Here is a 20,390-nt window from a genome sequence, read left to right on the forward strand (position 1 = left end):
TCGAACGCAACAAGAAACGCGGCAATCTCAGCGGGCGCCACCACCAAGAAAACGGCGCAAGGCCTTGAGATAAGCGGGTCAGCAACTCTGCTGGACCGATTCTGTCGCCGGCTCGAAAAATGATGGCTTCAAAATGGAATGGCTCGTTAAGTCGAACGCGCCCTTCTGTCCCGAATAAGAAATGATGGCATGGAAGGGTTGTACGAACCCACTCCAACCCTGAGTTGGTTGCTCGTGCCACAATGGCGGGCTAGAAAAACCGCGCGGCGGACCTTAATCAGTTCGCCAGTGGCCGGCGCGAGGCTCAGGCAATTGTCTCACCGGCATCGCGCCGGCCATTTCCCCGGACGGTGCGGATGGGTGGCAATCACCCGAAGCAGGTGGCGACCTCCCGATAACCGTCCGCTTTTCGTTTCGTGCTGCCCTGCGGGCCACTCTTTGAGAACGCCCCGCCCTGAAGTATCCTCCGCACGGCTTGGGGGAGATTTCACATGCGTTCCAATACTCTGGACACCGTCGCCGCGATCGGCCTGGCGATCGGCGGCGCACTAGGCCTTGCCGGCACTTTCGTTGGCAGCGACGCGCTGCGCGAAACGCTGTGGACGATCGATGGCGTGGCACTCGTGGTCGCGACCGCGCTGCTGACGATGAGATATCAGCGGCTGGGCAATGACTGCGTCGCGGCCGGATTCCTCACCTTCCTTGCCGGCGAGAGCCTGTTGCTTGCCGGCAATGCGGCGGGCCTGCAGGCCAGCGTTCCCTCCTATGTCGGCGGCATATTGCTGTGGGCGGCAGCACTTGTCATGGTCAGCGCGCCGAAAACTTTCGCCTTGTGGATGCGGCTCACCGGTGTCGTGGCCGCCGCGCTGTTTGTCGCCTCAGTGGGCATGATCCTCTGGGGCGCACCCTTGCTGCCGACCTCGTCGCCGCTGCCCGCCGCCGGCTATCCGTTCCTGGTGCTGACCTTCATCGGCTGGATCTGGACCTTGATGAGGCCCGGGCGGTGATCAGGGGGCGGCGGCAGGCCTGCGCCCCTTGCCTTGTCCCCTGTGGGAGAAGGGAAGATCGCGGGGCAGCGAATCCGGTTAACGGGTCTCTTCGAAGCCTTCGCCGACGCGTTCTTTGACGAAACCGTAAAAACCCGCCTCGGCAGCGGGTCATTGGCGCAAATCAGCACTATGGCGAATATGTAGCATAGCTGCCCTCACCCTGTCAAGAATAAATTCCTATCGACGTGTGAACCTACCGGCACAGAAGGCGCTGTTGCCCACCGCAGGTTATCCGTTCCTGGTGCTCACGTTGTTGGGTGGATCTGGACGCTGCTGCAGGGCGAGCGGTGACGCTGCTGACCTTCTCCCCTTGTGGGAGAAGGCAAGATCGCGCTCCGCCTTCACCAGCGATGAGGACCCAAGTACAGATCAGGACTCAATCCACACCTTCTCAAAATGCTGTTCCAGCGCCTGGTGCTGCTCGCAACCTTCAACACCCTTGCGGTAGGTGCGGTAGACCGAGCGCCAGTAGGGTTGGATGATGATGCCGCTGTCGCGCAGATTCTGCTCGATCTTTCCCATGATCTCCTTGCGGGCCTTGGCGTCCGGGGTCGCCAGCGCCTTGTCGAGCAGGGTGTCGAACTCGGGATTGGCGTAGGCGCTTTCGTTCCAGGCGGCGCCGGATTTGTAAGCCAGCGCCAGCACCTGGACGCCGAGCGGGCGGCCGAGCCACTCGGTGCAGGAGAAGGGGTATTTGCTCCAGTCGTTCCAGAAGGTGGCGGCCGGCAGCACGGTGCGCTTGATCTTCAAGCCGGCCTCGCGCATCTGCGCGGCGATGGCGTCGCCGGTGCTCTTTTGCCATTCGACGTCGACGGAGATGAGGTCGAATTCGTGGTCGGCCTTGCCGGCCTCGGCGAGCAGTTTCTTCGACCCCTCCACGTCACGCTTGGCCGGGCCGATATCGGCATATTCGGGGTGCATGGGGCCGACATGGTGGTTGTCGGCGGGCTTGCCGCGGCCGCCGAGCCCGAGCGCCAGCACGGCGGAATTGTCGACGGCGAGCTGGGCGGCGCGGCGCACCTTGGCGTCGTCATAGGGCGCGTTGCCGACATTGAAGCGGGCGACGATGGTGGAGCCGGTGGCGATCTCGGAATTCTTGAGCCCCATCTGCTCGGTCTGCGAGACGGCGTCGGAGGCGGTTTCGTGGTCGGTGTCGATCTCGCCGGATTCGAACGCCGACAGCATGGCATTGGGGTCGGAGCCGTAGTCGACCCATTTGATGCCGTCGAGCCAGAACTCGCCCTTCCACCATTTGTCTTTGCGTTTCACCTCGGCGCCGGTCTCGGCATCCCAGCTGACCAGCTCGCAGGGGCCGGTGGTGATGGAAAGGGCCTTCTTGGGGTCGCCGTCGCCCTCATAGGAGCGGTGCATGATCAGCGCCGGATAGTCGGCCATGCCGGCGATCAGCGAGATGTCGGGCTTCGGCAGGTTGAGTTTTATGGTGAAGTCGTCGACCCTGGCGATGCCGCCATCGACCAGCTTCTTGGTGTCGGCATTGACCAGCGCGCCCATGCGCGCGGCGACCGAATTGCCTGCTGCCGAGGCGTCGCACCAGCGGGTGAGGTTGTGGATGACATCGTCGGCGTTGAAGGCATCGCCGTTCGACCAGGTGATGCCCTTGCGCACATGCAGCGTCAGGGTCTTGGCGTCGTCGCTCGCCTCCCAGCTTTCGAGCAGCCAGGGCTCGAAGGAGAAGTCGGTGTTCCAGCGCACCAGATATTCGTTGCAGTGGCGGGCGACGTTGGACATCTCGACGCCGTCGAAGGTGCGCGGATCCTTGAAACCCTTGACGTTCATGGCGACGCGCAAGGTGCCGCCGCGCTTGGGCTCGGCGGCGCGGGCAGGGGTAGGGGCGAGGCCGCCAAGCGCCAGGGCGCCGGCGGCGCTGACGCCAAGGCCGGCCATCAAAGCGAGATATTCGCGGCGGCTGATGCCGCCGGTCCTGAAATCGTCGGCGACGGGTTTGGCCTGCGGGTGCAATTTGCAGTCAGTCAGCATGAATTTCATCGTCGTTCCCCTGTCGTTGGGCGCCCCGGCGGACACATCCAACGCGGTGTGGGCGGACCGCCAGGACGCCGTTGCCTGAGCAGGCGAATGATAGAGCGGGGTGACGCCGGGGAGTGTTCGGTTTTCCGCAGTGATTGTGCGGTGCTCCGCAGGGTTTCAGCCGATCTCCCCCCTCGTTGGGGAGATTGGCGCCGCGGCGCTGGCGCCTCTCCTCAGCCGCTCAATACGGCCATTCACCTCGGCCCAGCGCCGCAACCGCCGCAATGATCCGCCCAAACGCTTCCGCCGCCGCCGGCACGGTCGCGCGGGCGCGCAGGAAGCTGTGCACCAGTCTCGGCTCCTCGTGCCACCGTGCCTTGCCACCGCTAGCCACAAGGCGATCGCGATAGGTCTCGCCGTCCGACGACAGCGGATCGCATTCGGCGGTGACGATCACCGTCGGCGGCAGGCCGGAAAAGTCGGTGTCGCGCAGCGGCGAGAAGGTCGGATCGCCCGATGATTGGCGCTTGGCCGAGCGGACGTCGCGGTAGAAGGCGATGTCGTGCAGCGACAGCAGCGGCGCGTCGGCGTGCTCGATGTAGGAGCCGGCGCTCTCGTCGCCGCCAAGCTCGGGGTAGATCAGCACCTGGCCGATCGCGGCGCGGGCGTGACGGCGCGTCGCCTGCGCCACCCCTGCCGCGAGATTGCCGCCGGCGCTTTCGCCGCACAGCACGAGCGGCAGGCCAGTGCTCGCCGCCGCCCATTCGAAGGCGGTGACGGCATCGTCGAAGGCGGCCGGGTGGACATGCTCCGGCGCCAGCCGGTAGTCGACCGACAGCACGTCGAAGCCGGTGCCGGCGCAGATTTCGGCGCAGATGTCGTCATGGCTGTCGAGCCCGCCGAGGATGAAACCGCCGCCGTGGTAGTAGAGCACCATCGCCCGCGCGGCCTTGCCGGCAAGCTGGTAGCGGCGGACCGGGATGTCGCGGCCGGCGGCGGCAATCAGGCCGTCGCTGGTCTTGACCCCGGGTGGGCGGCCCCGGTGGAAGGCCCGGCACATCCTGTCGTAGACCGCGCGCTGCTTGTCGATCGGCAGGCCGATGATCTCGGGCGGATACCAGGCATTGACCGCGTCGATATAGGCCCACAGGGCCGGGTCGAGCCGGGCCGCGTATTTTCCGCGCGTGCTTGGTGCGGGAGTCATAGATCGGCGTAGAGCTCCGCCGCGTTTTCAAAAGTGAAGCGCAGCGGCACCGAGCCTTCGACCTGCCAGACGGTGACGGTCTCACCCGCCAGCAGCCGGCAGGCGCCGTCGGTGTCGGTGACGGCGCCGCCATAGAGCCGGTTGGCGAGGTTGAGGATGCCGGTCTGGTGCATGGCCGCACTGCCGCTGCCGCAGGCATCCTTGACCAAGAGCACGCGAAAGCCTTTGGCCACGGCATCCTTGACGGTGGCGTCGATGCAGGCCTCGGTCCACACGCCGGCAACGACCAGCCATTCGAAGCCGCCCGACTTGAGGTCGCGGGCCGCCGGACCCGACCGGAAGGCGCTGGCCTCGGCCTTGATCAGCAGGGCCTCGCCATTGACGGGCGCGACCTCATGGCAGATTTCGGTCAGCGGATCGCTCTTGTCGGAAAAGGCCGACTTGCCGTCGGCACCCAGCGGATGAAACGGCCGGTCCTGCTTGTCGAGATCGACGATGTAAGCCCAGTGGTAGAGCGGCACATGGTTCTGCCGCGCCGCCGCCTGCAGGCGCTGGACGTTGGCGAGGATGCCGGCAAAGCCCTCGACCAGATAGCGCTGGTCCTGCCGGTGCTCTTCCTGCAGGTCGATGAACACCGCGGCCACTGCGCCGCGCTTGATGGCGATGGGAGCCTTCACGCGAGGAACGCGTCCTCATAAGGAAAGCGCGACAGGAGTTCGGTGCCGGTGCCGGTGATCAGGATCTCGTCCTCCAGCTTGACGCCCTCGCGGCCGCCCTTCTCGCCGATATAGCTTTCGACGCTGACCACCATGCCTGGCACGATATGGCCGTCGCGGCCATAGGTCTCGTAATCCATGGCGTGGGCAATGAAGGGCGTTTCGCCATGCATGCCGACGCCGTGCATGACCGAGGTGTAGCGCTGGTCGACGAAGCGGTCGGGGATTTTCCAGGCCTTTTCGGCGATCTCGCGAAAGGCCATGCCGGGTTTGACGACCCCGATGTTGTGCTGAACCTGGTCGTGCGCCATGCGGTAGAGCGATTTTTGGTAGGGCGTCGGCTTGCCCGGCCCGCAGCGGAAGGTGCGGGAGAAATCGGAATAATAGCCGTAGCAGCCGATGGTGTCGGTATCGAGCGCCAACAATTCGCCGGGCCGGATCTTGCGGCCGCTGGCCTCGTTGAACCACGGGTTGGTGCGCTGGCCGGAGGTCAAGAGCCGCGTCTCGATGAACTCGCCGCCCTGGCGGATGACCTCGCCATACATGATGGCGAACAGGTCGTTTTCGGAGACGCCGGGCTTGATCGCCTCGCGCACCGCATAGACCGCGGCCTCGGCGCCGGCCATCGACACCTGCAGGCATTTGACTTCCTCCGGCGTCTTCACCGCGCGCACGGCGAGGATTTCGCCCTGGCAATCGCGGACCTCGCAGCCGCGCTTTTCCAGGGCCAGCGCCTGCAGATGGCTGCAACGGTCGAGGCCGAGCTTCATCGAGCCGCCGCCATGCTGCTTGAGAAGCTCGGCGATCTCGTCGGCGAACGGGCCGGCGGTCTCGTCGTCGCGGCCGGAGACCGATGACCAGACCAGCTTGGAGGGCCGCGCCTCGTCGATCGTGTCGAGCACCATCGAGACATGGTAGCTCTGCGGGTATTCGAACAGCACGATCGGCCCTTCGGTCGGAATGAAGAAATAGCGGGTCGAGTTGCGCAGGAAATAGCCGAACATGTTGCGCGAGCCGGTGGCGTAGCGCTGGTTGTAGGGGTCGAACAGGACCACGCCGCCATAGCCGGCCGCGCGCATCCAGCCGCGCAGTTTTGCCAGCCGGCCTTTACGCAGGGCGTCGGCATCGATGAAGGACGGCTCGGTGTCGGACAGCCACATGCCGCCGGCCGGATCGGCCGCCGCCGGGTGGCGCATGCGATCCTTGAAGTCGACGTCCTCGGTGCTGTCGGGGTCGAATACGACGATGCTCATGGGGGTGCCTGGCCTTGCGTGGGTTGCGAGATCTGAGCATGGCGCAAACGGGGCGGAGGGATTGTGCGGAAAACCGCATATGTTGTGCGGGATGCCGCTGGCGGATGAGGCGAGGCGCTGGAGGGACAGCACCCCCCTCTGTCCGGCAGGACAGAGGGGGGTGGGACGGAACTCGACGTCACGCCGCCTGGCGCCCTAATGCCGTCTCGCCAGCTTCGGCGGATGCCCGTGCTCCTCGCGAAAAGCCCGCGCAAAGCTCGACATCGAGGCAAAGCCGCAAGCCAGCGCCACGTCGCGCACGGCAAGCGTCGAATGCGCCAGCAGGTCGGCGGCGCGTTTCAGCCTGAGGCGGCGGTAGTAGCCGTTGGGCGAGATGGCGAGTTCGGAGCGAAAGGAGCGTTCGAGCTTGTCGGACGACACGCCGAGCCTGGCGGTGAGTTCGGCCATGCCGAGCCGCTCCTCGACCGCGTCCTCCATGATGGCGATGGCCGACAGCACCAGTTCGTTCTGGACGCCGGTGCGCAGGCGCAGCGGCATCATCTTGCGGTCGATGCTGGAGCGCAGCTGGCTGTGCACGAACCATTCGGCGACGCCGGCGGCGAGCTCGGCGCCATAGTCGCGGGTGATGATCTCCAGCATCATGTCGAGGCTGCCGACGCCGCCGGCCGAGGTGAAGCGCTTGCGGTCGATGACATAGAGGTCGCGCCGCAGCTCGATGTTGGGGAACGCCTCGGTGAAGGCGGCCTGGCTGGTCCAGTGCAAGGTGCAGGCATGGCCGTCGAGCAGGCCGGCGCGTGCCAGGAAGAACGCCGCATCCGCCACCGCGCCGATATGGGCGCCGTTGCGCAGGCTTTTGCGGATCCAGCTGGCGGCGTCCTCGGCGACGAGGTGATCGGCATCGCCGCCGGAGCAGACGACGATACGGTCGACCTTGGGCGCGTCCGCGGCATAAAAGCCCGGCTGGATGACGACGCCGTTCGAGGCCTCGACCGGGCCCCTTGTGCCGCCGACGATGATCCAGCGATAGCACTGCCGCTTGGCCAGCACATTGGCGGCGCGCAGCGGCTCGATGACGGAGCTGAACGCCATCATCGGAAAGCCGGGAAACACCAGCACGGCGAAGGTGAGGGGCGTTTCCGTGGGTTTGGGTGGTTCGCGCGTGGCCATGGCGTCCGGAGCCGGGAGGATCGGGGCGCTACAATTCGGGCAGATGGGGTTCGGGGTCAACCGGGCTGGTGGGCCCTATTACGTGAGAGGTTGGCGCTGCCCCTTTGCCATTAGATCGCGAATACTTTCTAGCCCCCCAGCGCCTGGTCCAGATCCGCGATCAGATCATCGCCGTCCTCGATACCGGCCGACAGCCGTACCAGCGAATCGGAAATGCCGATCTCGGTCCGCTTCTCCGCCGGAATCGAGCCATGCGTCATCAGCGCGGGGTGTTCGATCAGGCTCTCCACCCCGCCGAGGCTTTCGGCCAGTGTGAACAGTTGCGTACGTTCAAGGAAGCGTTTTGTGCCGGCAAGGTCACGGTCGAGCACGGCTGATATCATGCCGCCGAAGGCATGCATCTGCCGTTTGGCGATGTCGTGCTGCGGATGGCTGGCGAGGCCCGGATAGATGACGCGGCGCACGTCCTTGCGGCCTTCCAGCCATTGCGCGATCTTCAGGCCGTTGGACGAATGGCGTTCCATCCTGAGCGCCAGCGTCTTCAGCCCGCGCAGCGCCAGAAAACTGTCGAACGGGCCTGAGATGGCGCCGATGGCGTTCTGCAGGAATTTCAGCTGGGCGGCGAGGTCCTTGTTGTCCCCGACCACGGCGACGCCGCCGATCATGTCGGAATGGCCGTTGAGATATTTGGTCGTCGAGTGGATGACGATGTCGATGCCGAGCTCCAGCGGCCGCTGAATATAAGGGCTGCAAAACGTGTTGTCGGCGACGGTGAGCACACCCTTGCGTTTGGCAAGGGCGGCGACACCTTCGAGGTCGACGATGCGCAGCAGCGGGTTGGTCGGCGTCTCGACCCAGAGCAGCTTCGTCTCCGGGCGGATCGCCGCCTCGACGGCGGCGAGGTCGGTGAAATCGACGAAGCTGACCTTGAGATCGGCCGAGCGCTTGCGCACCCGCTCCATCAGCCGGAAGGAGCCGCCATAGATGTCGTCGGTGGCGACGATATGGGCGCCGGCATCGAGCAGCTCCAGCACGGTGGCGATCGACGCCAGTCCGGAGGCGAAGGCGAAAGCCGCCGTGCCGCTTTCGAGGTCGGCCACCGCGCGCTCGAAGGCGAAGCGGGTCGGGTTCTGGCTGCGGGCATATTCGAAACCCTTGTGCACGCCGGGCGATTGCTGGCCATAGGTCGAGGTGGCGTAGATCGGCACCATCACCGCGCCGGTCAGCGGATCGTGGCTCTGGCCGCCATGGATGGTGCGCGTCGAGAAGGCCAGGCGGTTCTTGCCCGATGATGATGGGCCCGATGGTGGTGTGTTGCTGGTCATCGTGCGCGCCTCAGATGGTTGATCAGGTCGATGCGGGTTATCAGGCCAACGAATTCGTCGCCGTCGAAGATGATGGCGACCTCGTTGCGGTCGAACACCGGCAGCAGCGCGTCCAGGGTCTGGCTCGCCTGCAGCGTATGCAGATTGGAGGTCATCGCCGTGCGCACCGGACCGTTGAAGCGCTCCCAGCGGCCATCATGCGGGCCATCGACCTTGGCCAGGATGTCGCTTTCGTCGACGATGCCGACGAGCTTGCCATTGTCGAGCACCGGCAGTTGCGAAACGTCGGAGCGGCGCATGCGGCCATAGGCGTTGAGCAGGCTTTCGTCCGGACCGACAGCGACGGTATCTCCGGTGCGGTGCGAGCGCATGACCAGGTCGCGCAAATCGCCATGCTGCTCCTGCTCGGCCAGGCCTTGCTCGGCCAGCCAGAAATCGTCGAACACCTTCGACAGATATTTGTTGCCGCTGTCGCAGACGAAGGTGACGACGCGCTTGGGCACAGTCTGTTCGCGGCAATAGCGCAAGGCGGCCGAGAGCAGCGTGCCCGACGACGAGCCGGCGAGGATGCCTTCCTTCGACAAGAGATCGCGCACCGCCAGCATGCTCTGCTTGTCGGGAATCGCATAGGCCTTCTTGACCAGCGACAGGTCGGCATTGGGCGGCACGAAATCCTCGCCGATGCCTTCCACCGTCCAGCTGCCGGCCTCTTCCATCTTGCCGGTCTTGATCAGTGGCGCCAGCACCGAGCCGACCGGATCGGCCAGCACCATCTCGGTCTTCGGCGACACTTTGGCGAAGTAACGGCCAAGCCCGGTCAGCGTGCCGCCCGAGCCGACGCCGACGACCACCGCGTCGACATCGCCGTCGAGCTGGGCGAAAATCTCCGGCCCGGTGGTCGTTTCATGCGCCAGCGGATTGGCCGGGTTGGCGAACTGGTTGGCATAGAAGGCGCCCGGCACCTCGGCGGCGATCTTCTCGGCCATGTCCTGATAATATTCGGGGTGGCCCTTGCCGACATCTGAGCGGGTCATGCGCACCTCGGCGCCGAGCGCACGCAGATGCTGGATCTTTTCGCGCGACATCTTGTCGGGCACGACCAGCACGATGCGGTAGCCCTTGGGGATGCCGACCTGGGCGAGGCCGAGCCCGGTGTTGCCGGCGGTCGCCTCGACAATGGTGCCGCCCCGCCTGAGCTTGCCCTGTTTTTCAGCCGCCGCGATCATCGACTGCGCAATGCGGTCCTTGATCGAGCCGCCGGGGTTCTGGCTTTCGAGCTTGATGAACAGCCGGCATTTGCCGGTGTCGAACTTGGTCAGCTCGACCACCGGCGTCTGGCCGATCAGGTCGAGAACCGACGCATAGGGCGGACGCAGGCGGGACATTGTGCTTTCCGACGCGGCGATCTTGTGCTCGCTCATATCGATGCTCCATGATCAAGCGACCGCCTCGGGGCAGAGCGGCAGCGTATCCTCTTTTCCAGTCCTTTACAGTCGGAAAGAAGATAGATCGTACCAATCAACCGGCCAGATGAGGAATGAAATTCCAGGTTCGCCTCAAGGGCTCCGAGGGTGCGTCGCGATTCGGGTCAGGCCGAGCCGAGATGGTGGATTCCGAGAACCGGAGCGGAGCGGACTTAAAAGTACGTGAGCACCGGAAGCGCAGGAAACCGCCATTCGCAGGCCGGCACCACCTGAATATCGACACACCCTAACCCAGCAGCTGCTTGCTCAGCCTGGCGCATTGAACGCGAATATCCGGGATGGCGTCGATCTCGAAAAAGGTGCCGCGCGTCAGCGGGCCGACCGCCAGGATCTTGGCGGACACGCCGCCGTCGCTGGCGATGATCTCGCAATTGGCCGACACGTCGAGACCGATGCGCAAGGGATCCGGCCGCGCCAGGCCGCGATCGACCAGCGAGCGCACCACGCTGTTCGACGAGGTCGAGATGTCCCTGACGATGCCCGAGCAATCATAGATGCGGGCGACCTCGAACGTTTCGAGACGCTGCGTGTGGCGCGACTGGACCTGGACCGTGAACTCGCCGTTGCCCTCGATGTCGACGACGCGCCCGGCGACAAGGCGGATGCGGCTGGATTGCACCGCCTCGGTGACGCGGGCGTAGACTTCGGGTGCCATGCGATGGCGGTGGATGTCCCACCAGGCCTTGGTGTGCTCGACGAAGCGGCGCTTGGCGGAAGCCGGCCAGTTCTGCCAGATCTTCTGGTTGAACGGCCGCAAGCCGTCGACGACGTCGCGCCAGTCGATGCCGGCCTTCTGGTTCTCCTTGATCAGGTCGCGGAACCAGCCGACGAAATAGGACAGCTGGGTGCCCAATGGAATGTCGGCGACGTCGAGTTTGATCGGATTGCCCTTGCGATGCGGCGAGGGCAGCAGGCCGCGCCGCGACACCGCGATGATGTCGCCGCGATGGCCGCGCTGCTCCAACGCGAGGAAGGCATCGACCATGCTGAGACCCGTGCCCAGCACCATGACGCGGCTGTCCGAGGGCAGTGCCGTGTCGGCTTCCGAGCCCATTCTGATGGCATGCCCTTGCGCCGCCTCCTCGTCATGGCCGGTCGCCAGCACGGCGAGATGAGCGACGACGCTGGTGCCGTTGGCGAGTGCCACCTCGACGCCGGACGGGGTGGGCATGATCGAGAGGCTCTCCTCGCGGATCAGGCGCAGCCGGCCGGTTTCGCGCTCGCGCGTTTCCAGATCGTCTAGCAGTTCCTTGAGGTAACGGGCATAGAGGCTACGCGGCGCGTAGACCGGCGCCTGGTCGGGGGTCGCCAGGCCGCGCTCCAGCAGCCAGCGCCAGAAATTACCGGGATCGTCCGCATAAGCGCTCATGCCGGCGGCACTGACATTGAGCACATGCGCCGACAGCAATGTCGAATAGGCGATGCCCTGGCCGAAATGCGGGCGCTTTTCGATCAGCGTGACACGCAGATCGGGATTGGGCGATTTCAGGAGATGCGCGGCCATCACGACGCCGCTGGCACCGCCGCCGACAATGATGATCGAGTTGGCGCGCCCGGTCATGCGCAGGACTGCCTTGGCCGATGTGCCGGTGTCAGGCCTGGATTTTCAGCGCCGTCGAAAGCTCGTCGCCAGCCATGTCGCGCATTTCGGCGAGGCTGCGCTGATCGAGCACCTCGGCGATCGCCTGCCGGACCTCGAGCATCAGATGTCGGACTTGGCATGTCGCCTCGTTGCAATCTTCACAGCGCTGGTACTGGGTGCGGCTGGCGCAAGGAATTGGCGCCAGCGGCCCGTCGAGCACGCGCACGACGTGGCCAACCTTGATCTCATCGGCAGGCCGCGCCAGGCGATAGCCGCCATCCTTGCCCTTGCGGCTCTGGACGAAGCCGGCATTGCGCAGCTCGCCGAGAATGGCGTCGAGGAATTTCTTCGGGATGTTGTTGCCGGTGGCGATGTCGTTGACGAAAGCGAGCTGTCCGACCGGCAGTTGCGCGAGGTGTACGAGCGCCTTGAGGCCGTACTTGCCCTTTTTCGTGAGCATGAAATCAAAATTTCTCTGTCATGCGACGGCGCGAAACCATCGGTTGCGAAACGCCTGCCGTGCGTCTCCGCCACGTCCAAGCCCACATGACACATAAATTCTAGTGACATGGTGTACAAGCCGAGAGTTGTTGATTTTGCTTCGTTTTCAAACCGCTACGGCCATTTTGTCAGGACTTTGTGCCCGCGGGGACACAAAAGCGTACGATTTTGGCGCCCGAAGCGCGTTGCCAGCGAAGATCGCGATGTGGTGGCCGCTCATCGTCGCCTCCAGTTCCCAATGTCGATAAGATTACTATACTTACCCCCGAACACGCGAAACGAGGGTTTTAATTCCACGGCTGTTTGAGGCATGGATTTGCCTGAAATTGGGCGGGATAGGAATTCTCGTTCGCGGTGGGTAGCGCGGACCGTTGTCGATAGGCCAGCCCCTTCTGACGCAGTCGAGAGGTTCGCAAAGCGCTCCCATTCCCGGCAGGCTGGTCGTCGGGACAAGTCGGCCGCAGCCACCCTATCCGCTTCAGCAGCCCGCCACCGGTAGCTTTTTTCTAACAAGACCGCTTCGGCTAGAAGGATTTAACTCCACAAGAACGATAGAATTAGCTGACTATCATGGGGCATTCCGATTTTCTCTTTTTCAGGAGCCCTTCATGTCCACCATTTCGCGACGCATCATTCTCCTCTCATCGGCGGCACTTGCGGGTGCTGCGTTCCTCAGCCCGGCCTTTGCCGACGACCTCAAGATCACCATCGGCTACCAGACGGTGGTCGAGCCCTCGAAAGTGCCGCAGGCCGACGGCACCTATGAAAAGGCGACCAAGGCAGCAATAGACTGGCGCAAATTCGATTCCGGCGCCGATGTCATCGCCGCGGTCGCTTCCGGCTCGGTCGACATCGGCTATGTCGGCTCGAGCCCGCTGGCGGCAGCGGCCAGCCGCGAGCTGCCGATCCAGACCATTTTCATCGTCGGCCTGATCGGCGAATCCGAGGCGCTGGTCGCCCGCAACGGCGCCGGCGTCGAGAAAATTGCCGACCTCGCCGGCAAGAAGGTGGCCGTGCCTTTCGTCTCGACGACGCATTACAGCCTGCTTGCCGCGCTGAAGCATGAGGGCGTCGATCCGAAGTCGGTCGAGATCCTCAATCTCAGGCCACCGGAAATCGCCGCGGCGTTCGCGCGCGGCGACATCGACGCCGCCTATGTCTGGGATCCGGCGCTCGGCCAGATCAAGACGACGGGCAAGGTCGTGCTGGATTCTTCGCAGGTCGCCGCCTGGGGCGCACCGACCTTCGATGCCTGGATCGTGCGCACCGACTTCGCCGAAAAGAACCCGGAAGCCGTGCGTGATTTCGTCAAGGTGACGGGCGCGTCCTATGCCGAATTCCTGGCCAAGCCGGATGCGTGGTCGGTGTCGTCGCCGCAGGCAGCCAAGATCGCCAAGCTCACCGGCGCCAAGCTGGAAGAGGTGCCGCAGCTGCTCAAGGGCTATGTCTTCCCGACACTCGAAGAGCAGGCCTCGGACAAGTTCCTCGGCGGCGGAACGGTCGAGGCGGTCGAGGCAACCTCCGCCTTCCTCAAGGAGCAAGGCAAGATCGACGCGGTGCTGCCTGACTATTCGAAATACGTCTCCTCGAAATATGTCACCGAGGCGCTGGCCTCGAACTGAGCGCCTGCGTGCCATGGAATGCGCGCGGATCTCCTTCCCCGACGCCGCGTGCTGCCTGCCCCGGAACCGCTGACGAGGAGCGGTTCCGGGGCAGTCGGATTGTCCCTTCATTCGAGCATGATCTCTAGCGAAAACCGGACGTCACGTTTCGGGATCATGTTCTAGAACCTCCTGCGAGGCTCCATGCCGCATCTCGTGCTCGACAAGGTCTCGATCCACTATGACGGCCAGGCGGCGCCGGCCGTCGAGCGGGTGTCGATCGATGTCGCCAAGGGCGATTTCGTCGTGCTTGTCGGCCGTTCCGGCTGCGGCAAAACCTCGCTGCTCAATGTCGCCGCCGGCCTGGTCGCACCGGCGCGTGGCACCGCGACGATCGGTGGCAGGCCGATCAAAGCGCCGGGGTCGGACCGGGCGGTGGTATTCCAGAACGATGCCTTGTTCCCATGGCTGACGGCGCGCGAGAACGTTGCCTTCGCGCTGCGGCTGCGTGGTGTCAGGCCAGCCGAGCGGGCGCGCCGCGCCGATGAATTGCTTGGTGTGGTGAAACTCGCGGATGCCGGCGACAAGCGCATCTGGGAGCTTTCCGGCGGCATGCGCCAGCGTGTCGGCCTGGCCCGCGCCCTGGCCGCCGAACCCGAATTCCTGCTGCTCGACGAGCCGCTCGGCGCGCTTGACGCGCTGACGCGCGAGCGCATGCAGACGACGCTGCTCGATTTGTGGACGGCCAGCGATGTCGGCGTGCTGATGGTCACGCATGGCATCGAGGAGGCGCTAGTGCTCGCCACCCGCATCGTCGTGCTGGCTCCCGGACCTGGCCGTGTGGTGCAAACCTTCGAGCCCGGCTTCAGCCGTCGCTATGCCGCCGGCGAGGCCATTCGCACCATCAAGGCCGACCCGGCCTTCGCAGCGGCGCGCGGCGAACTGACCGACGCGATCTTCGAGGGAGAAGCGGCGTGACCATTTCCTCCTATACGGAACGGCCGAGCCGCCAGATCGACGAGGCCGACGGCCTGTCGGTGCCATGGTCGCGGCCCAGCCCGAAGCGCAAAGCCATTTCGGCGCGCATGATCAGCGCGGTCACCATTCTGGTGGTGCTGGCTGTGTGGGCGCTTTCGGCCCGCCTGCAGCTGGTGTCGCCGGTCTTCCTGCCATCGCCGATCGCCGTGTGGAACAAGTTCATCGTCGTCGCCCGCGACGGCTTCGTCGATGCGACGCTGCTGCAGCATGCCGTCGCCAGCCTGGCCAGAGTGTTCGCCGCGCTGATCGCCGCCATCCTCATTGGTGTGCCGGTCGGGCTGGCCATCGGCATCAGCACCATCGGGCGCGGCATTTTCGATCCGCTGCTGGAATTCCTGCGACCGATCCCGCCGCTCGCCTATCTGCCGCTGGTCATCATCTGGTTCGGTATCGGCGAACCGTCGAAGATCCTGGTGATCGCCATCGCCATGCTGGCGCCGGTGGCATTGTCGACCGCCTCGGGCGTTCGCGGCGTTTCGCAGGAGCGCATCAACGCGGCGCGCTCGCTTGGCGCGACGCGCGTGCAAGTGGTCCGCCACGTGATCCTGCCCAGCGCGCTGCCGTCGATCCTGACCGGACTGCGCATCGCGCTCGGCGCCGGCTGGTCGACGCTGGTCGCCGCCGAACTGGTGGCGGCGACGCGCGGGCTTGGCTTCATGATCCAGTCGGCGGCCCAGTTCCTCGTCACCGACGTCGTCGTGATGGGCATACTGGTGATCGCGGCCATCGCCTTCGTGCTCGAATTCACCATCCGCAGGATCGAGCGCGTGCTCGTCCCGTGGGCGGGACGGGAATGATCGGAAAAGGGAGAATGACGATGACGCATTCCACCGCCGTGTTGTTCAGCCATTTCGGCGCCTGGCTGCTCAGCCTTTCCAGGGACAATCCGCCCAAGGACAGGCCGCAAGAGGACGGCCCGGCGTCGCCGATGCCAGTCCAGCCGCCGGCCAGGCACAACCGCCTGCCGCCGCGCGACGAGAGTTTTTACTGGGCCTGGCAGTATTGGTCGCAGTGACGGGCGGTCAAGGCGGCGGTTCGAACGAACGCAGTGATCCTTGTCGCCCCCTCTGTCCCGCCAATCGCGGAAAATGATTCCTCTTTCTCGATTCAACTCGCAAAATCGTTTCTCTACTACGTTTATAGACCTACCTAGCCTGATCCATCTTCCACCCGGCGAGGACATTTCCCGACGCCGATCCGCTTGAAGGAGAGGGATCATGTTCAATCTGACGAGACGTGTTTTCGGCATCGGCCTGCTGGCGGCGGGCGTCGCCATGTCGTTCGGTGCCGCGGCGCAGGAGCTGAAGCAGTTCAGCATCGGCTATCAGAAGACCGGCCTGCCGGTGATCGCCAGGCAGCAGCAGGTGATCGAAAAGGCGCTGAGCGACAAGGGCGTCACGGTCAAATGGGTCGAGTTTACCGCCGGTCCGCCACTGGTGGAGGCGCTCAATGTCGGCGCCATCGATGCCGGCTGGACCGGCGACGCACCGCCGATCTTCGGCCAGTCGGCCGGCGCCAACATCGTCTATGCGGCAGCACTGCCGTCCAATGGCGACGGTGAGGCGATCTTCGTCAAGCCGGCGTCGCCGATCCAGTCGGTCGCCGACCTCAAGGGCAAGCGCATCGGCGTCGGCAAGGGCACCAGTGCGCATAATCTGCTCGTTGCGGCCCTGGAAAAGGCTGGCGTCCCCTTCGACCAGATCACGCCGGTCTATCTCAGCCCGGCTGACGCGGCCGCCGCCTTCGCCAGCGACCAGATCGATGCCTGGACCGTCTGGGATCCGTTCTTTGCCATCGCCGAAACCCGCTACCAGCCGCGCGTGCTAGCCCGCTCCAGCGAGGTGCTCAAGGTCAACACCTATTTCCTCGCCAACAAGGATTTCGCCAAGGCGCATCCCGAGATCGTCACCACGACGATTGCAGCCCTCGGCGAGGCGGCGAAATGGGCTGACCAGAATCGCGACAAGGTGGCCGCGGCGCTGCACGAGGTGACCGGCGTGCCGCTCGACGCACAGACCATCGCCGCCAACCGCACCAAGTTCGGCATCTTTCCGATCACCGACGAGATCATCGCCGGCCAGCAGGCGACCGCCGACCGCTTCTACAAACTCGGGCTGATCCCGAACGCGGTGCGGATTTCCGACGCGGTGTGGACCGCACCAGGCAACTGATTTTTGTCCGGACGGCGCCGGGTGAGATCGCCCGGCGCCGTTTCCCGTTTTCGCCTGCATCTTCGAGAGGCCGTCATGACCGCGTCAGCCAGCATCGCACCACTCGATTTCTTCTGGTTCATCCCGACGCATGGTGACGGCTCCTATCTCGGCTCCGAGCAACAGCAGCGGCCGCCGGAGTTCGGCTATTTCAAGGAGATCGCCCAGGCGGTCGACCGGCTCGGCTTTCCCGGCGTGCTGTTGCCGACCGGGCAGAACTGCGAGGATTCCTGGATCACCGCCACAGGCCTCGCGACCCTGACCGAAAAACTCAAATTCCTCGTTGCGCTCAGACCCGGCGTGACGCTGCCGACCTTCGCCGCGCGCCAGACGGCGGCGCTCGACCGGCTGAGCAATGGCCGCCTGCTGCTCAATGTCGTGGTCGGCGGCAACCCCACTGAACTCGCCGGCGACGGAGTCTTCCTGCCGCATGACGAGCGCTATGCCCAGGCGCATGAATTCCTGACCATCTGGCGCGGCCTGGTGTCGGGCGAACGCGTCAATTTCGACGGCAAATACTACCGCGTCGAGAATGGCCGCCTCGACCTTCTGCCGCTGCAGGAGCGGCCGCCGCTCTATTTCGGCGGATCGTCGGACGCCGGACAGGACCTCGCCGCCGATCTGGTCGACATGTACCTGACCTGGGGCGAGCCGCCGGCACAGGTGGCCGAGAAACTCGCTTCGGCACGCAAGAAGGCAGCGTTGCGCGGCCGCACGCTGCGCTTCGGCATCAGGCTGCATTTCATCGTTCGCGAGACCGAGGATGAAGCCTGGCGCGCCGCCGACCGGCTGATCAGCCACGTCACCGATGCCCAGATCGAAAATGCGCAGGCGCGCTTCCTCAACCAGATGGATTCGGTCGGCCAGCGCCGCATGGCCGAACTGCATGGCGGCCGCCGCGACCGGCTGGTCGTCTCGCCCAATCTGTGGGCCGGCGTCGGGCTGGTGCGCGGCGGCGCAGGCACGGCGCTGGTCGGCACGCCGGAGCAGATCACTGAGCGCATCCGCGAGTACCAGGCGATCGGCATCGATACCATCATCGGTTCGGGCTATCCGCATCTGGAGGAAGCCTATCGCGTCGCCGAGCTGTTGTTTCCGAAGCTCGGGCTCGGCAGCAGGCGGCTGCGGGCGCGCGAAGACATCGCCAACGAATTTTCGGTCGGCTTCCATGGCGCGGCCCGCCTGCAGGCCGCGTCATGAGTTTTTCCACGCGCCTCCACAGGAACGGCATCGGCTGGCTGCTGCCGGTGCTGGTGATTGCAGGCTGGGAGATTGCCAGCCGCGCCGGCGTCATGCCGCCCAACGTGCTGCCGGCGCCAAGCGCCGTCGCCGAGGCCTTCTGGCGACTGACGTTGTCGGGCGAGCTGATCCACAACATCGGGGTCAGCACGGCACGCGCGCTTGCCGGCTTCGCCGTCGGCGGCTCGATCGGTTTTGCGCTTGGCCTTGCCAACGGGCTGTCGACGCTCAGCCGCGGCCTGACCGACACGACGCTGCAGATGATCCGCAACATCCCGCACCTGGCGCTAATCCCGCTGGTCATCCTGTGGTTCGGCATCGACGAGGAAGCAAAACTGTTCCTGGTAGCGCTCGGCGTGTTCTTTCCGATCTACGTCAACACGCTGCTCGGCATCCAGAGCGTCGACCCACAGCTGGTCGAGATGGGCCGCGTCTACGGCATGGACCGCTCGACACTTTTCTTCCGCGTGATCCTGCCCGGCGCGCTGCCGGCAATCTTCGTCGGCCTGCGCTATGCGCTCGGCATCATGTGGCTGACGCTGATCGTCGCCGAAACCATTTCGGCGAGCTCCGGCCTCGGCTACATGGCGATGCAGGCGCGCGAGTTCCTGCTGATCGATGTCGTCGTGCTGTCGATCCTGATCTACGCGCTGCTCGGGAAGCTTGCCGACAGCCTCGCCCGCCTGCTCGAGCGGTTGTCGCTCGGCTGGCATCCGGCGTTCCAAAACGGATGAGACAGTGCCCATGACAGCCGCCAGCCTGACCGCAGCCCGCTCCTTCGTCGCCACTCCAGCGCGGCCCATCGGCTCCGTCGAAGGACGGCGAGCCTTCGCCTTCAGGAATGTCGGCAAGCGCTTCGGCGACAAGGCCGTGCTCGACGGCGTCGACCTCGACGTGCCGGTTGGGCAGTTCGTCGCCGTCATCGGCAAGAGCGGCTGCGGCAAGAGCACGCTTTTGCGGCTGCTGGCCGGGCTCGACCGGCCGACGGCCGGGTCGCTGACATTTGGATCGGAAGAGGAAGGCCACAGCCGCACGCGCTTCATGTTCCAGGAGCCGCGGCTGCTGCCCTGGGCCAGCGTGGTGAAAAACGTCGAGGTCGGGCTGACCGGCATCGCCTCCGGCGCGGGCGCAAGGCAACGCGCGCGCGCCATTCTTGGCGAGGTCGGGCTCGCCGATCGCGCCGACGAATGGCCGTCGGTACTGTCCGGCGGTCAGAAGCAGCGCGTGGCGCTGGCCCGCGCGCTGGTCGGCCACCCGCAGATCCTGGCGCTCGACGAGCCGCTGGGGGCGCTCGACGCCTTGACCCGCATCGAGATGCAGCAGCTTCTTGAACGCATCTGGCTCGCGCAAAAGTTCACCGCCGTGCTGGTCACGCATGATGTCGCCGAAGCGGTAGCGCTCGCCGACCGGGTCGTGGTGATCAATGCCGGCAAGATCGCGCTTGACCTGGATGTGCCGGTGGAACGGCCACGGCGGCGCGGTTCGGTCGAACTTGCCCGCCTCGAAGGCAGGATTTTGGATCGGCTGTTCGGCTAGCTCCTGCGGGGCAGGAGCATTGTAGGCATTCGGGATTGGCCGAAGCCCTTCTCAACTGCGATGGGCGTTTTCGCCAATCGCAACCAGCTGTTCCAGGACAGACACCACCCTTTGCGATGCCCGCGCGAAGGATCGCCAGTGCTCGTTCACAACTCACACCCGCGAACGGTTGGCCCAGAACAGTCCCACCAGACCGACCAGCGCGGTGACAAGGCCGACATAGAGCCATTGCGACTGGCCGGTCATGAAGCTGCCGCCGACCACGCCGACGCCCTGCAGCGACCACAGCACGCCGATGGCAAGCACAATCAACGCCAGCAGATTTTTGGTCAGTCTCATTGACGGATCTCCCTTTCGAAGTCGATCGGTTGCGGCGTTGTGGGCACGATGAAAGAACTGAAGGAAGTGACCAGACCGCGTTCACTTCTACTTGGATATCAACACTCGATCTTGTCAAACAAGTCCCCGACTTCAGCACCAAGATCATCGAGAATTGATT

At 64.9% G+C, this 20,390-nt stretch carries 19 protein-coding genes; 9 read left to right on the forward strand and 10 right to left on the reverse strand.

The features are described 5' to 3' along the window. Positions 1 to 491: 491 nt before the first annotated feature. On the forward strand, positions 492 to 1,007 hold the full coding sequence (locus AC1D10_RS02400) for a hypothetical protein (protein ID WP_477268735.1): 516 nt from the start codon (positions 492 to 494) through the stop codon (positions 1,005 to 1,007). A 411-nt stretch (positions 1,008 to 1,418) separates the two neighbouring features. Here the strand turns inward: AC1D10_RS02400 and AC1D10_RS02405 are convergent, their stop codons facing one another. From AC1D10_RS02405 to AC1D10_RS02445, 9 genes are all read right to left on the reverse strand, one after another. Next, positions 1,419 to 3,056, reverse strand: a complete 1,638-nt coding sequence (locus AC1D10_RS02405; protein ID WP_477268736.1) for an ABC transporter substrate-binding protein — start codon at positions 3,054 to 3,056, stop codon at positions 1,419 to 1,421. 220 nt (positions 3,057 to 3,276) lie between these two features. After that, the gene (locus AC1D10_RS02410) at positions 3,277 to 4,239 is read right to left on the reverse strand and encodes an alpha/beta hydrolase (RefSeq protein ID WP_477268737.1); all 963 of its coding nucleotides are present in this window, start codon (positions 4,237 to 4,239) and stop codon (positions 3,277 to 3,279) included. Next, complete coding sequence (locus tag AC1D10_RS02415) at positions 4,236 to 4,916, reverse strand: isochorismatase family protein (protein WP_477268738.1); 681 nt, start codon at positions 4,914 to 4,916, stop codon at positions 4,236 to 4,238. The genes AC1D10_RS02410 and AC1D10_RS02415 overlap by 4 nt, the downstream gene beginning before the upstream one ends. Then, a complete protein-coding gene (locus AC1D10_RS02420; protein ID WP_477268739.1) occupies positions 4,913 to 6,208 on the reverse strand; it encodes a M24 family metallopeptidase in 1,296 nt (431 codons plus the stop codon). Before AC1D10_RS02420 ends, AC1D10_RS02415 begins: the two co-directional genes overlap by 4 nt. Before the next feature lie 195 nt (positions 6,209 to 6,403). After that, on the reverse strand, positions 6,404 to 7,375 hold the full coding sequence (locus AC1D10_RS02425) for a GlxA family transcriptional regulator (RefSeq protein ID WP_477268740.1): 972 nt from the start codon (positions 7,373 to 7,375) through the stop codon (positions 6,404 to 6,406). A gap of 128 nt (positions 7,376 to 7,503) precedes the next feature. After that, complete coding sequence (locus AC1D10_RS02430) at positions 7,504 to 8,700, reverse strand: trans-sulfuration enzyme family protein (RefSeq protein WP_477268741.1); 1,197 nt, start codon at positions 8,698 to 8,700, stop codon at positions 7,504 to 7,506. Continuing rightward, complete coding sequence (locus AC1D10_RS02435; protein ID WP_477268742.1) at positions 8,697 to 10,121, reverse strand: pyridoxal-phosphate dependent enzyme; 1,425 nt, start codon at positions 10,119 to 10,121, stop codon at positions 8,697 to 8,699. The genes AC1D10_RS02430 and AC1D10_RS02435 overlap by 4 nt, the downstream gene beginning before the upstream one ends. A 289-nt stretch (positions 10,122 to 10,410) precedes the next feature. Beyond that, entirely contained in the window at positions 10,411 to 11,745 is a 1,335-nt protein-coding gene (locus AC1D10_RS02440) for an FAD/NAD(P)-binding protein (protein WP_477268743.1), read from the reverse strand. A 31-nt stretch (positions 11,746 to 11,776) separates the two neighbouring features. After that, positions 11,777 to 12,226: an RrF2 family transcriptional regulator gene (locus AC1D10_RS02445; protein ID WP_477268744.1), complete on the reverse strand. Its 450-nt coding sequence runs from the start codon at positions 12,224 to 12,226 to the stop codon at positions 11,777 to 11,779. Between the two features lie 649 nt (positions 12,227 to 12,875). On the opposite strand from AC1D10_RS02445, the gene tauA reads away from it, so the two are divergent. From tauA to AC1D10_RS02485, 8 genes are all read left to right on the forward strand, one after another. Then, positions 12,876 to 13,889 (forward strand): taurine ABC transporter substrate-binding protein, encoded by a 1,014-nt coding sequence (gene tauA, locus AC1D10_RS02450; protein WP_477268745.1) that lies wholly within the window; start codon positions 12,876 to 12,878, stop codon positions 13,887 to 13,889. A gap of 183 nt (positions 13,890 to 14,072) precedes the next feature. Next, complete coding sequence (locus tag AC1D10_RS02455) at positions 14,073 to 14,846, forward strand: taurine ABC transporter ATP-binding protein (protein WP_477268746.1); 774 nt, start codon at positions 14,073 to 14,075, stop codon at positions 14,844 to 14,846. Continuing rightward, positions 14,843 to 15,703 carry an ABC transporter permease subunit gene (locus AC1D10_RS02460; protein WP_477268747.1) on the forward strand — a complete coding sequence of 287 codons (861 nt, stop codon included), beginning with the start codon at positions 14,843 to 14,845 and terminating at the stop codon, positions 15,701 to 15,703. Before AC1D10_RS02455 ends, AC1D10_RS02460 begins: the two co-directional genes overlap by 4 nt. A gap of 20 nt (positions 15,704 to 15,723) precedes the next feature. Then, complete coding sequence (locus AC1D10_RS02465; RefSeq protein ID WP_477268748.1) at positions 15,724 to 15,921, forward strand: hypothetical protein; 198 nt, start codon at positions 15,724 to 15,726, stop codon at positions 15,919 to 15,921. A 259-nt stretch (positions 15,922 to 16,180) separates the two neighbouring features. Further along, positions 16,181 to 17,077 (forward strand): sulfonate ABC transporter substrate-binding protein, encoded by an 897-nt coding sequence (locus AC1D10_RS02470; RefSeq protein ID WP_477269816.1) that lies wholly within the window; start codon positions 16,181 to 16,183, stop codon positions 17,075 to 17,077. Positions 17,078 to 17,152: 75 nt separating this feature from the next. After that, positions 17,153 to 18,316: an FMNH2-dependent alkanesulfonate monooxygenase gene (ssuD, locus tag AC1D10_RS02475; RefSeq protein WP_477268749.1), complete on the forward strand. Its 1,164-nt coding sequence runs from the start codon at positions 17,153 to 17,155 to the stop codon at positions 18,314 to 18,316. After that, a complete protein-coding gene (locus tag AC1D10_RS02480; RefSeq protein WP_477268750.1) occupies positions 18,313 to 19,089 on the forward strand; it encodes an ABC transporter permease subunit in 777 nt (258 codons plus the stop codon). Before ssuD ends, AC1D10_RS02480 begins: the two co-directional genes overlap by 4 nt. Before the next feature lie 10 nt (positions 19,090 to 19,099). Then, positions 19,100 to 19,891 (forward strand): ATP-binding cassette domain-containing protein, encoded by a 792-nt coding sequence (locus AC1D10_RS02485; RefSeq protein ID WP_477268751.1) that lies wholly within the window; start codon positions 19,100 to 19,102, stop codon positions 19,889 to 19,891. A 153-nt stretch (positions 19,892 to 20,044) separates the two neighbouring features. Here the strand turns inward: AC1D10_RS02485 and AC1D10_RS02490 are convergent, their stop codons facing one another. Then, positions 20,045 to 20,230 carry a hypothetical protein gene (locus tag AC1D10_RS02490; protein WP_477268752.1) on the reverse strand — a complete coding sequence of 62 codons (186 nt, stop codon included), beginning with the start codon at positions 20,228 to 20,230 and terminating at the stop codon, positions 20,045 to 20,047. Between the last annotated feature and the right edge of the window lie 160 nt (positions 20,231 to 20,390).

This window comes from Mesorhizobium sp. P2_A8 (assembly GCF_056404935.1).